The following is an 11,790-nucleotide window of genomic DNA, read 5'->3' as shown; positions in this document are numbered from 1 at the left end:
GCAACGAGTGCGGTTTGTAGAATTGTTATCAATAAGTTGTTAAGCGTTAAGTTGTGCTTTTATTTTACCACTTAATTGGCCCATGTCTGCACGACCTTGGACTCTTGGTTTTAACCAGCCCATCACTTTACCCATATCTTGCATACCACTTGCGCCAGATTCCTGCATGGCTTGAGCAATAAGTGCTTCAATTTCTGCATCTGTTAGAGCTTGTGGTAGAAAGTCTTGTAAAATAACAATTTCTGCGAGTTCAACATCAACCAAATCTTGACGATTAGCTGTTTCGAACTGGCTAGCAGCGTCTTTTCTCTGTTTTACCATTTTAGTCAGTATCGCAATTACGTCACTGTCATTTAGCTCAATACGCTCATCAACTTCACGCTGCTTAACGGCAGCTAAAACCATACGAATAGTGCCAAGACGAATTTTGTCTTTAGCGCGCATCGCATCTTTTTGTGCATTTTTTAAATCATCTAATACTGACATGGCATGACTCAATGAAAAACAAAAAAAAGGACATTGGTAAAACTTCTTTCGGCGCGTTATTTGTTAGTTAAATAAGCAACACGCCAAAGGAGAGATTAGTACAATCTGATGCGACGTGCGTTTTCGCGAGACAACTTCTTCAAAAGACGTTTCTTAGCGGCAGCTTTTTTACGTTTGCGTTCCCAAGTAGGTTTTTCAAAAAATTCGCGACGACGAACTTCAGAAAGTACACCTGCTTTTTCACATGAACGTTTAAAACGACGCAATGCAACATCAAAAGGTTCGTTCTCTCTAACTTTAACGATTGGCATTAAAATCTCACCTCAAAAATATAATAATTGTTCGAACCAGTACGAAATGTGACCAGCTCGGTTAAAAATGGTGCGGAATTCTAATCATATCCGCAGTAGAAGTAAAGCCTTGATAGGTTAAAAAGTGAATATCTTCAAATAAATTGGCGCTTTTTTTCTAAGCCAGTAAAATGCCGCCATCAAAATTAACAAAATAGCAGAAAATATGCGTGTTTTAGGTATCGAAACCTCTTGTGACGAAACGGGTGTCGCAATATATGATGAGAAACAAGGAATAATGTCACATCAACTATACAGCCAAGTAAAGTTACATGCTGATTATGGTGGTGTTGTGCCTGAACTCGCATCTCGGGATCATGTTCGTAAAATAATACCTTTAATTAAACAAGCCTTGTTGGAAGCTAATTGTACAGAAAAAGATCTAGATGGCATAGCATTTACAAAAGGCCCTGGATTAGTTGGGGCTTTGTTAGTGGGCTCGTCAGTAGCTCGCAGTTTAGCTTATGCTTGGGATTTACCCGCGGTTGGTGTTCATCATATGGAAGGACACCTTCTTGCTCCTATGTTGGATGAACCAACGCCAGAGTTTCCGTTTATAGCTTTGTTGGTTTCTGGTGGTCATTCGATGATGGTGGAAGTGCAGGGTATTGGGCAATATACAGTTTTAGGTGAATCTGTAGATGATGCGGCTGGCGAGGCTTTTGACAAAACCGCTAAGTTATTAGGCTTAGATTACCCTGGTGGGCCTTTGTTAGCTAGGTTAGCTGAAAAAGGTGAAGCAGGACATTATAACTTTCCTCGTCCGATGACCACTAAACCAGGATTGGATTTTAGTTTTAGTGGATTAAAAACTTTCGCTGCTAACACTATTAGAGAATCTGATGGTAGTGAACAAACTAAGGCTAACATCGCATACGCCTTCCAAGAAGCGGTTGTAGATACCTTAGCCATTAAATGTAAAAGAGCCTTAAAACAAACCAAACTAAAACGGTTAGTCATAGCCGGAGGGGTGAGTGCCAATAAACAATTGCGTAGTCAGTTAGCTCAAATGATGAAGTCTATTAAAGGTGAAGTGTTTTATCCTAGATTAGAGTTTTGTACTGACAACGGAGCAATGATTGCTTATGCAGGGCTACAACGATTAAAGGCTAATGACGTAGAAGGTTTGTCAACTAAAGCTAAACCTAGGTGGTCTTTAGAAGAATTAAGCGCTATTTAATTGTTATTTTATTTGCTTCTTGTCTCGTATTTTTGTTTCTTGTTTGAATATTAATCTAACTATGTTCTTTCTATGCCTAACAATGATTAAGGTACTCAATATCGCGACTGGAATAGCGTAGTCAGGTTTAACAATCCAAGTGAAAATTGGCGCAAGTATGAAGGTGGTTATTGATGCCAATGAAGAATAATTAGTTAAGTATGAAATTAAAATCCAAGTACTGAGCAACATTGCGGCTAAATCTGCCCCCAAAGGTAATGTCGCCCCCAAAGCCGTGGCTACTGCTTTTCCGCCTTTAAACTGAAAAAACAATGGGTACATATGGCCCAAGCAAGCAAATATCGCTACAAAAGCTAAATAAACTGGCTGCAGGCCCAGATAATAGCTAAACCAAACGGGTACTGTACCTTTTAAAACATCAAATATTAAAACGAATAGAGCAGGTGTTTTTCCGCCAAGCCTAAACACATTAGTGGCACCTGGGTTACCAGAGCCTTGTAATCGAGGATCACCTAAATTAAATAACTTGCAGACTAAAATGGCACTAGAAATAGACCCCAATAAATAGGCTATAGCAAACATTAAGATTGTTAATGCTGTCATGTCACTTTCTCAATCGTCTCCAAAGACAAGTTAGTTGATTTAACTTTAGTAACTATTCATATCTTAATTGTTTCGTTAGATTAGAATGAGTTACAATCCATGCAGAATATAACAATACTCCACAAAATACTGCGCGGATCTCTTATGCAAAAAATTTTTATCGAACAACTTGAGACATCTTCGTTGATTGGTGTGTACGACTGGGAAAGAAAAAACAAGCAAAGATTGCTGATTGATATTGAGTTACAAGCGGATCTAAGTACTGCAGCTAAATCAGACGATGTTGAAGATACCCTTAATTATGCACAAGTGGCAGCAACTGTGATTTTTTTGGCACAAAAAGCTGAGTTTAAGCTTATCGAAGCCTTAGCCAACAACTTAGTTACAGGCATTTTAGAACAATTCCCGTTAGTGTCCTTTGTGAAACTTAAGTTAAGTAAACCGGATATTTTATCTAATGCCAAAAATGTGGCAGTGGAATTTAGTAAAGGACAAGAAGTTTGAGTGCATTGACTGTTCAGCATCAAATTTATATCAGTGTTGGCAGTAATATTGATCGAGAAAAGCACACTAAAGCCGGTCTTTTAGCTATGTATCAAGCGTTTGGCGACTTAGAGTTATCTTCAGTGTTTGAAAGTGAGTCTGTGGGTTTTGAAGGCGATAATTTTTACAATTTGGTAGTCAAAGCACAGACTAGGCTAAGTATTGAACAGGTATGTAAAATATTAAAACAAATAGAAACAGATAATAAACGTCAGCGAGGTGAACAAAAGTTTGCCCCTCGTACGTTAGATCTTGACTTGTTATTGTTTGATGAGCAGATAATCGAAAATCCTATCATTATTCCTAGGCCTGAAGTGCTGTATAATGCTTTTGTTTTAAGACCGTTAGCCGAAATAGCCGGTGATAAAGTTCATCCAATTGTAAAGAAAACTTATGCCTCATTGTGGCAAGATTATGACAAAACTAAACAGCAGTTGTGGGCAATAAATTTTGAATGGAGTTCAACAGATTTATGACATTATTTGAGATCATCATATTAGCGATTATCCAAGGGTTGACTGAGTTTTTACCTATATCTAGTTCAGCGCACTTAATTTTGCCAGCGGAAGTATTAGGTTGGAACAATCAAGGTATGGCTTTTGACGTAGCTGTGCATTTAGGCAGTTTATTGGCCGTGATGATATATTTTCGTCAGGATATTTGGCGATTAACGCTTGCCTGGTTAAGTAAGGGCTTAAGTTCTAAGCAATCTCAAGACAGTAAATTAGCCTGGTGGGTTATTCTTGCTACTATTCCGGCTGTTTTATTTGGATTCCTATTTAAAGATTTAATAGAAGAATATGGACGTTCAGCCTTAGTGATAGCCACCACGACTATAGTGTTTGGTTTGTTACTTTGGTACGCAGATAAAAAAGCTACTTTAGCTAAAAACATTACCCATATCACATGGAAAAATGCCTTAGTTATTGGCCTAGCTCAAGCCGTTGCCATTATTCCAGGTACGTCTCGTTCCGGCATTACTATGACTGCAGGGTTATTTTTAGGCTTAGATCGTGAAAGTGCCGCTCGTTTTTCTTTTCTGTTGTCAATCCCCGTGATTTTAGGAGCAGGGACATTAGCTACCTTTGACTTGTTAAAAGTATCTGAAGCGGTTGACTGGAATGCTTTATTGTTTGGCGCCGTGTTTTCTTTTGTCAGTGCCTATGCCTGTATTTATTTATTTTTGGCTTGGATATCTAAAATAGGTATGTTGCCTTTTGTGATTTACCGCTTGGCTTTAGGTACGCTACTTTTACTCTTTATTTTTGTATAGGAAAAATAAATGACAGATACAATTTTTACTAAAATAATCAATAAAGAAATACCCGCTGAAATTTTATATGAAGATGATATTGCATTAGCTTTTAGTGATATCAACCCTCAAGCACCCATTCATTTTTTAGTGATCCCCAAAAAGCCCATTGTTACAATTAACGATATCGAATCTGAAGATAAAGCCACCGTTGGCCACTTGTATTGGGTGGCCGCGCAAATAGCCAAGCAGAAAGGTTTTGCCCAAGATGGTTATCGAGCTGTAATGAATTGTAATGAAGACGGTGGACAAACTGTTTACCATATCCATTTACACGTATTAGCAGGTAAAGCGTTAGGCTGGCCGCCTTATCAAGAAAGATTAAAATAACTAGCTCCCAGATTATATCAAATTGGGGAACTTAGTTATGGGCCAAACTAGCCACTAACTGTTCTTAGTGGCACTTGTTAGGAGTAATATTAGTAGTGACAATAATTGTTTGTTAGTCTAGTCCTAAGACGCTCACGCCTTGTTTAAAGTCAATATCCACAGGAATATCGGCTTTGGTTAGCTTATCTAACTCACTTTGTAATTGGGGTTTGATAACGCCCATTTTTGCGACTAGTTTATCCACGCCTTCATAATCCCCATTGCCTTGTAAGGTCAGAATTAAATTTGATAATGAATCAATGGCTAATTCCATTTTAGGCATATTGACCTGGTAAAAACCCTGAGCATCAAGCTCAAAGGCTCCTTGTTCTTGGAAATAGTTAAAACGAATCATATTAGCTTTACCGTGAGCTGAGCTAGCGCCAAAACGCACTGAACGGAAGATGCCAGCCATAAAAGTGACATAGTAATCTTCTAACTGGCCGTCAGTTATGGAGCCTTTTTCTAAAAGCTGACGGATCATATATAAACCAAGAATATCTGCTTTACCTTCTTCTAACGCAGATGCATGTTCTTTAAGTGCCTGACGCACAGTGCCTTTATCGTTGATAGTATTTTTTATCCCAAGCCCATGCGACACCTCATGGAACATAGTATTGGCAAAAAAAGCGGTAAAGGTTACATGCTTTCTTTGCGTTGGTGTTATCAACTGTTCCGAAATGGGGACTAGGATATGATCGAATTTAGCCTGCATGGCATTTTTAAGCTGTAAACGTCTAGTGCCTTTTTGTAACTGAACTTTTTCGTCATTTGGTAAGTTAATCGCAATGGTTTTGCTACCCGCATTTGAATGCCCCGCGTAATAGATAACATCGTAGGCGTTTAAATCTGCATCAGAGCCTGGTACTTCTGCTTTATATTTCTTTTCTACTGGCAGGCCTTTTTGTAATTCAGGTAGGTACTGGGCATATTTAGCTAACTTGTCACTCCATGCCATATCTTTAACTAGAACGTAAGCCTCGAAAGCGGCGCGGTAACCAAATAGCTGATCTTCATAGGTTTCGATAGGACCAATTACCAAATCAATGGGGTTATTCTTCATGTCCATCCAGGCTATATCTGAAGCTTGGTACTGGTCAGTGATTAAAGCTTCTGCACGTAGGTTTAAGTAATGAGAAAATTGCTCATCAGTAGCAAGTTTTGCAGCCTGTTTTAAAATATTTGACGCGCTAAGCAACTCATCTTTATATTTTTTAGAGTAGGGGGTGCTAATAAGTTTGCCATGACTATCTCGCTCTACAATCGAATAAAGTCCTTTTTTGGCGGTAAAATTCTGTTGTTCAAATTCAGTTTTAGTCATATCACTTGGATAGAATTCAGCTCCAGGTGATTTGGCTTGATAACCTTCTAAAAAGACTTTGTCACCATTTAGTCTATCCCAAGGGCCATAATTAATTATAGCAAAACTTTTCATTTTAGGATCTTCTATTTTGGCTAAAAAAGTATGTTTGTCTTCGCCAAAGGCTTGTTGCCAAAATAACTTATCCATAATTTTGGAAGCATCAATTAAATGCACTAACATTTGTTTTTGATTGTCACTTAAATGGCTAAGGTCAGTGTTTAGCTCAACAGGGAAATAGATGTTTAGTCTATTAGTAATATCTTTGTTTAACTCTAGTGAAGTGGTTGTGCTGGGTTGTGGATGACTTGATATTGGTGCCTCATTGCAAGCATAAAGTAAACTGGAAATAACAGTCACTAGTAAGATTGAAATATTTGATTTAGTTAGTTTTTTCATAAATATCCTAATTTTATATTTGTTGTATATTTTTAATCGATAGGTGCTTTTTTGACCTGATAATTGAGTAAACTGATTGAGTCAGATGTTATACACTCGAATATAACAAAAAATTAGCATTTATAGGCATTATCCGCTCTAGGCATGGCCAAAAAATATGCTAGCATTTACATACTGTTTTATTTGTCTATCTTGGAAGCATAATCTTACGTTAGTTTAACGAATGGATTGAATTTTGGATAAATGAAGGAGGGGTTGGATTCTATATTTATATCCATCTGGATATAAATTTATACGTAAAAGAATAATAAGCACAAGCATAGAAATATTATTCTATTTATCACAGGAACAGGTAACTACATGGCTACAGAAAATGCACTATTAACCATATTGGTAGATAAAATAAATAATGACACTTTGGTTCTACCAACTCTTCCCGCAATTGCAATTAAGGTTAGGCGATGTGCCGATGATCCTGATATTAATTTAAACGCAATGGCTGATGTCATTAGTCAAGACCCTTCTCTTAGTGCTCGAATGATTAAAATCTCAAATAGTGCGTATTTAGGTCGCTCGGTTAAAGTCACGTCAACCCAACAGGCTGTCACTCGCATAGGTTTACGTCAAATTAAAAACATATCCACTGCATTGGCAATGGAACAATTATTTGTTTCTAAAAATCAAGTGGTTAAGTCGTACATGGACAAAGTCTGGGGCGACACTTTAGAAGTGGTGGCTAACTCTATGGCTGCTTTACAGATACATGTGAAAAAAACAAAAAATAGACAGCTAAATTTAGAGTCAATGATGTTAGCAGCATTGACTCATAATATTGGTATATTGCCTGTACTAACAGAGGCAGAAAGGCACGCTGACGTTTTCGCCAATCCTACCTTCTTAGAAGTGGCGATTGAAAAGCTGAGTGGAAAAATAGGCGCAAGTATCACTCAAGAATGGGGCTTTGAACCTGAGTTTGTTGAAGTATCTTCTCACTTTAATGATATGTCAGTCCAAACTGATGGCATTTCCTATTTAGATTTTGTCAGGTTGGGAGCCGCTTTGTGTGGAAGGCTTGATGAACATAAAGACCAAGTATTTGAAACTGTTATACAAAAAGGTGTGATTTCAGGTCTTGATGAATTATTGACAGACGATTTTGATGAATTACGTGATAACGCAAAACAATTGTTTAATAGCTAATAGCAATCTTATTTAAATGCTGGTGTAAGTTTACATAAACGGCACCAGCACTTAATTGTTTATTCTTCTTCAGTTAAGTTAAATATTTCTTTGAGACGTTCAGCAAATCTAACAATTTCACCAGACATCAGTGCAAAATTAGCATCTAACCTAGCATCCATTTGATCTTTAGGAATATCATCATTTTGTTCTTTGATCATATCAGTAAATTTAAGTCGTTTAATACTTAGGTCTTCTTGAATGATTGCGTTAAGGGTTTCACTCCATTCGATGCCAATTTTTTGAACCAATTTCCCTGCTTCTAAATGATTGGCAATTTCATCAGAGTATAAATCTTGGTTTTTAACTCGGACAATTGCACCATCTTCTTCAAGTGCTTTTAATTCAGCTTCTTCTAATATTTTTATGTCTTTTGGAGCAGAGTCGTCTTTTAACCAAGAGGTTAGTTCAATTTGTACAGATTGCCTTGCGAGAGGCATGACTGGTAACGAACCAATCGCTTTGCGTAACATGGCTAAAAATGCTTCTGCTTTTCCATCTGCAGAGGAGTCTACAACTACCAGCTTATCTCTTGTTGAAATGAAACCATGGGTAAAACTATTTTTAGTAAAGGCTTGGGGTAATAAACGTTGAATAATTTCTTGCTTCATATCTTGCTGGGCTTTTTTACCCACTGACGAGCCTGTTTCAGCTTCGATTTGAGCGACTTTATCCGCTAGTTCAGCGTTAACCACAGTAGCGGGCAAAATACGTTCTTGTTTCTTTAAAGTTAGCCAAATACGTCCAGCCGTGGCATGAATTAAAGTTTTACCTTGATTAAATGGAGATCCCCATCCCATAGTCGCTAACTCTTGGCTACCACAAGGGCGAAATTTAAATTCAGCTAGTTTGTCTTCAAGATCTTGCTCGGTAATATCGATATCTTGGGTAAGAGAATACAGTTTTAGGTTTTTAAACCACATAAAAAAAGTCCATCGTTAAAAAAGGGAGGTGTACTAAAAGGGAGGTAAAGAGTAGCAGGAATTCGAAGTGGCTGCTATGGATTAGCTAGCCACCTTGCGGTAATAATTATTAAACCGGTAATTCAATTTTGTATTGTAATCCTTGATCAGGTTCGCTAAATACTTCAATTTTACCTTCGAGGGTTTGGGTGACTAGGTTAAACATGATATGAGTACCAAGACCACTGCCGCCTTTTCCTCGTTTGGTCGTAAAAAACGCTTCAAAGTGTTTATTTAAATTATCTGCATCTAGGCCTTTACCGTTGTCTGAATAATCAATAAACAAACTTTTTTGTTGTTGGCTGATAGCAATTTTTATATGGCCGTTAGTGATATTTTCAAAGCCATGTATCAAAGAGTTCATTATCATGTTGGTGAAAATTTGGGCTAATACCCCAGGGGCGCATTGAATAGAAATATTATCCGGACAATTAATATCTATTGTGTGCTGAGTCTTTTTGAAATTGGGTGCCAATGATTGAACAACTTCATTTAGATACTGACTAACATTTATTTCTCTAACTGCTTCACTGGTTTGATCAACTGCCACCTGTTTAAAACTAGAGATTAAGTCTGAGGCTCGATTAAGATTACTGGTTAATAAAGTTGTCGTTTGCTGGGCATCTTCAATAAATGAAGACATGGTACTACCGGTTAAACTCTTATCTTTATATGCCACTTCTAGCTTAGCTAAACGTTCTTGTAGAAAACTGGTGGCTGTAATACTCACACCAAGTGGAGTATTGACATCATGGGCAATACCAGCCACTAATCCACCTAACGAGGCCATTCTTTCCGATTCAATAAGTTGGTCTTTAGCTAATTGAATGGTTTCCATTGAATTGGCTAATTCTCTGTTTCTATTACGTAATTCATCTTCTATAAATTGACGGTTTTCGTTTTCTTGACGTAATTCTCTCTGATTTATCAATAGTTCGTCTTTTTGTTGTTCAAGATCGAGCATGATTTTACTAAGAGTTGCAGTTTTCTTAGCGACTTCTTCTTCGAGTGATATATTTTGTTCGTCTAGTCTGTGATTAGCTTGCTTTAATTCATTTTGGGTATCAGACAATTTAGATTGAAATTCAACCATTTCATCAATTAATTTATTGTACGAGGTTTCTAATAATTTTAATTCGTTGTCATCCTCTATCCCTAAATCTAATTTAGAGGATTCAGGATCGTCTAGATGGAAATCTGTAATTTGTTGTGTAAGTTCATTTAGAGGATTAGTTAACATGGTGCGAAAAGCACTCATGAACAAAAATACCAAAAAGCCTGTTTTTAGAATGGCATTACCGATTAGAAAAAATATACCTACTTCAATTCGGCTAAATATAATGTCAATACTGGAATACAGGGTTACATCACCTACTAAAGAGGTACGCCCAGAAAATTCAAAAATCAGTGGGAAACTATAACCAAAAGTGCCTCCAGAGTGATCCCTTACTACACCTTTTGTGATTGGCTCTTCGGTTAGTTGGGAGGTGCGTCCTAGATCAGCAATATATTTGCTATTTTCATCTCTGATTTGAACCCCCTCAATGATTGGGAGTTCCATTAAGCCAACTGCAATAGACTTAGCTTGTGGGGTATTTAGTTCCCATATTGCCCGAGTTAAACTAGTGCTAAATGTATTTTTAAGAGTTTGAAGTTCACCTTCAATGTGACTTTTAGCATTCACGTACTCTGAAAAAATTTGTCCGGCAGTGACTAAAAGGGTAAGTATAAAATAAACGGAAAGCACTCGAGCTAATAGCTTTTTTGATAATCCCTCATTAACGCTAGACATATCTAATTGGCATCCTTCAGCTAAACATTACGAACATTGTACAGAGTATGCGCTTTCAAAAAAATAAACAAGAAGTGTGATTAAATGATTATAAAAGAATTAATGATGGGCTATTGAACTTTGTAGTGTGTTTTTGTAGTGAGTTGTACAGTATTTATACAATGAAGCACGAATGTGATCTAGTTATTCTATATAAGTGAATACTGAAGCTGCGGCAAATGCCGCACAAACACTACGGCATGTGGTTTGAAGAATGTGGGTTTGCCTAAAAATTAGCGCCGCGATTAAAAGTGTTTAGTTTGAATGAAATTTATACAATAAAGTTTAATAGTCCTACTACTAAAGTTTAATAATGATGTTAATTTTCATAAAGTGATGTTTTTTTACGCAAATCTGGGCTCAAATCAATGTTTATGAAACTTAAATGAAAACTTTAATAAAAGTGTCATAAAATGTCTGAATAATACGCACCCATTGAAGTATCAAGGAATTACCAGATGGCCAAACGAATATTATTAGTGGAAGATGAAGCTCCAATCAGAGACATGTTAAGATTTGTTCTTGAACAGTCGGGCTTTGAGGCGATAGAAGCAGAAGATTATCAAGTCGCTCTCGACAAGATTATTGAACCATATCCCGATCTTATTTTATTAGATTGGATGATGCCTGGAGGTTCTGGTATTCAGTTAGCTAAAAAACTTAAACAACACGAATATGCTAGAGACATTCCTATTATAATGTTAACGGCAAAAGGCGAGGAAGAAGATAAAATTAGAGGATTAGAGTCAGGCGCAGACGATTATGTCACTAAGCCTTTCTCACCAAAAGAGTTGATCGCTCGAGTGAAAGCTGTAATCAGACGTGTGACTCCTACTTCAAGCGAAGATGCTATAGAGTTTAAGGGCTTAAGGTTAGATCCTGTTTCACACAGAGTGACTTCAAATGATGAACCTATCGACATGGGGCCAACTGAATTTAAACTGTTACATTTTTTTATGACTCACGCTGAAAGAGTGTATAGCCGCGAGCAATTACTAGATAATGTATGGGGCACCAATGTTTATGTTGAAGACAGAACAGTTGACGTGCACATTCGAAGACTGCGTAAAGCCTTATCTGTTTATTCTCATGAAAATATGATCCAAACTGTGCGTGGTGCGGGGTATCGATACTCTACTAAAGTGTAATATCAATC

General features: G+C 37.2%; 13 protein-coding genes. 7 read left to right on the top strand and 6 right to left on the bottom strand.

Translation table 11 applies throughout. From position 1 onward, the window contains the following. Positions 1-39: 39 nt before the first annotated feature. Both L0668_RS18120 and rpsU read right to left on the bottom strand, forming a co-directional pair. Positions 40-486, bottom strand: a complete 447-nt coding sequence (locus L0668_RS18120) for a GatB/YqeY domain-containing protein (RefSeq protein WP_235314142.1) — start codon at positions 484-486, stop codon at positions 40-42. A 95-nt stretch (positions 487-581) separates the two neighbouring features. Then, the gene (rpsU, locus tag L0668_RS18115) at positions 582-797 is read right to left on the bottom strand and encodes a 30S ribosomal protein S21 (protein WP_006991319.1); all 216 of its coding nucleotides are present in this window, start codon (positions 795-797) and stop codon (positions 582-584) included. Between the two features lie 205 nt (positions 798-1,002). Between rpsU and tsaD the strand changes: the two genes are divergently transcribed. Then, on the top strand, positions 1,003-2,016 hold the full coding sequence (tsaD, locus tag L0668_RS18110; RefSeq protein WP_235314141.1) for a tRNA (adenosine(37)-N6)-threonylcarbamoyltransferase complex transferase subunit TsaD: 1,014 nt from the start codon (positions 1,003-1,005) through the stop codon (positions 2,014-2,016). Positions 2,017-2,019: 3 nt separating this feature from the next. On the opposite strand, the gene plsY is transcribed toward tsaD, so the two are convergent. Continuing rightward, on the bottom strand, positions 2,020-2,619 hold the full coding sequence (gene plsY, locus L0668_RS18105) for a glycerol-3-phosphate 1-O-acyltransferase PlsY (protein ID WP_235314140.1): 600 nt from the start codon (positions 2,617-2,619) through the stop codon (positions 2,020-2,022). Between the two features lie 144 nt (positions 2,620-2,763). On the opposite strand from plsY, the gene folB reads away from it, so the two are divergent. The 4 genes from folB to L0668_RS18085 are packed head-to-tail and all read left to right on the top strand — an operon-like array spanning position 2,764 to position 4,804. Then, positions 2,764-3,123, top strand: a complete 360-nt coding sequence (folB, locus tag L0668_RS18100) for a dihydroneopterin aldolase (RefSeq protein ID WP_235314139.1) — start codon at positions 2,764-2,766, stop codon at positions 3,121-3,123. Further along, complete coding sequence (gene folK / locus L0668_RS18095; RefSeq protein ID WP_235314138.1) at positions 3,120-3,638, top strand: 2-amino-4-hydroxy-6-hydroxymethyldihydropteridine diphosphokinase; 519 nt, start codon at positions 3,120-3,122, stop codon at positions 3,636-3,638. Before folB ends, folK begins: the two co-directional genes overlap by 4 nt. Then, entirely contained in the window at positions 3,635-4,435 is an 801-nt protein-coding gene (locus tag L0668_RS18090) for an undecaprenyl-diphosphate phosphatase (RefSeq protein ID WP_235314137.1), read from the top strand. Before folK ends, L0668_RS18090 begins: the two co-directional genes overlap by 4 nt. A gap of 9 nt (positions 4,436-4,444) precedes the next feature. Further along, the gene (locus tag L0668_RS18085) at positions 4,445-4,804 is read left to right on the top strand and encodes a histidine triad nucleotide-binding protein (RefSeq protein WP_235314136.1); all 360 of its coding nucleotides are present in this window, start codon (positions 4,445-4,447) and stop codon (positions 4,802-4,804) included. Positions 4,805-4,916: 112 nt separating this feature from the next. On the opposite strand, the gene L0668_RS18080 is transcribed toward L0668_RS18085, so the two are convergent. Beyond that, entirely contained in the window at positions 4,917-6,602 is a 1,686-nt protein-coding gene (locus tag L0668_RS18080) for a DUF8614 domain-containing protein (protein WP_235314135.1), read from the bottom strand. Between the two features lie 360 nt (positions 6,603-6,962). Between L0668_RS18080 and L0668_RS18075 the strand changes: the two genes are divergently transcribed. Continuing rightward, positions 6,963-7,802, top strand: coding sequence for an HDOD domain-containing protein (locus L0668_RS18075; RefSeq protein WP_235314134.1), 840 nt, complete (start codon positions 6,963-6,965; stop codon positions 7,800-7,802). Between the two features lie 59 nt (positions 7,803-7,861). Here L0668_RS18075 and rdgC read toward each other — a convergent pair whose 3' ends face one another. Beyond that, complete coding sequence (gene rdgC / locus L0668_RS18070) at positions 7,862-8,764, bottom strand: recombination-associated protein RdgC (RefSeq protein WP_235314133.1); 903 nt, start codon at positions 8,762-8,764, stop codon at positions 7,862-7,864. A gap of 109 nt (positions 8,765-8,873) precedes the next feature. After that, complete coding sequence (locus tag L0668_RS18065) at positions 8,874-10,595, bottom strand: ATP-binding protein (RefSeq protein ID WP_235314132.1); 1,722 nt, start codon at positions 10,593-10,595, stop codon at positions 8,874-8,876. Positions 10,596-11,092: 497 nt separating this feature from the next. On the opposite strand from L0668_RS18065, the gene phoB reads away from it, so the two are divergent. Beyond that, the gene (gene phoB, locus L0668_RS18060) at positions 11,093-11,782 is read left to right on the top strand and encodes a phosphate regulon transcriptional regulator PhoB (protein ID WP_235314131.1); all 690 of its coding nucleotides are present in this window, start codon (positions 11,093-11,095) and stop codon (positions 11,780-11,782) included. Positions 11,783-11,790: the final 8 nt, after the last annotated feature.

The organism is Paraglaciecola algarum (genome assembly GCF_021532655.1).
GTDB lineage: Bacteria > Pseudomonadota > Gammaproteobacteria > Enterobacterales > Alteromonadaceae > Paraglaciecola > Paraglaciecola algarum.
This window is presented reverse-complemented; position numbering and strand designations above follow the sequence as displayed.

Bases quoted from the DNA above. Each gene is read 5' to 3' on its own strand.
- L0668_RS18120 (WP_235314142.1), bottom strand. From the start codon at position 486: ATGTCAGTATTAGATGATTTAAAAAATGCACAAAAAGATGCGATGCGC.
- rpsU (WP_006991319.1), bottom strand. From the start codon at position 797: ATGCCAATCGTTAAAGTTAGAGAGAACGAACCTTTTGATGTTGCATTG.
- tsaD (WP_235314141.1), top strand. From the start codon at position 1,003: ATGCGTGTTTTAGGTATCGAAACCTCTTGTGACGAAACGGGTGTCGCA.
- plsY (WP_235314140.1), bottom strand. From the start codon at position 2,619: ATGACAGCATTAACAATCTTAATGTTTGCTATAGCCTATTTATTGGGG.
- folB (WP_235314139.1), top strand. From the start codon at position 2,764: ATGCAAAAAATTTTTATCGAACAACTTGAGACATCTTCGTTGATTGGT.
- L0668_RS18090 (WP_235314137.1), top strand. From the start codon at position 3,635: ATGACATTATTTGAGATCATCATATTAGCGATTATCCAAGGGTTGACT.
- L0668_RS18085 (WP_235314136.1), top strand. From the start codon at position 4,445: ATGACAGATACAATTTTTACTAAAATAATCAATAAAGAAATACCCGCT.
- L0668_RS18080 (WP_235314135.1), bottom strand. From the start codon at position 6,602: ATGAAAAAACTAACTAAATCAAATATTTCAATCTTACTAGTGACTGTT.
- L0668_RS18075 (WP_235314134.1), top strand. From the start codon at position 6,963: ATGGCTACAGAAAATGCACTATTAACCATATTGGTAGATAAAATAAAT.
- rdgC (WP_235314133.1), bottom strand. From the start codon at position 8,764: ATGTGGTTTAAAAACCTAAAACTGTATTCTCTTACCCAAGATATCGAT.
- L0668_RS18065 (WP_235314132.1), bottom strand. From the start codon at position 10,595: ATGTCTAGCGTTAATGAGGGATTATCAAAAAAGCTATTAGCTCGAGTG.
- phoB (WP_235314131.1), top strand. From the start codon at position 11,093: ATGGCCAAACGAATATTATTAGTGGAAGATGAAGCTCCAATCAGAGAC.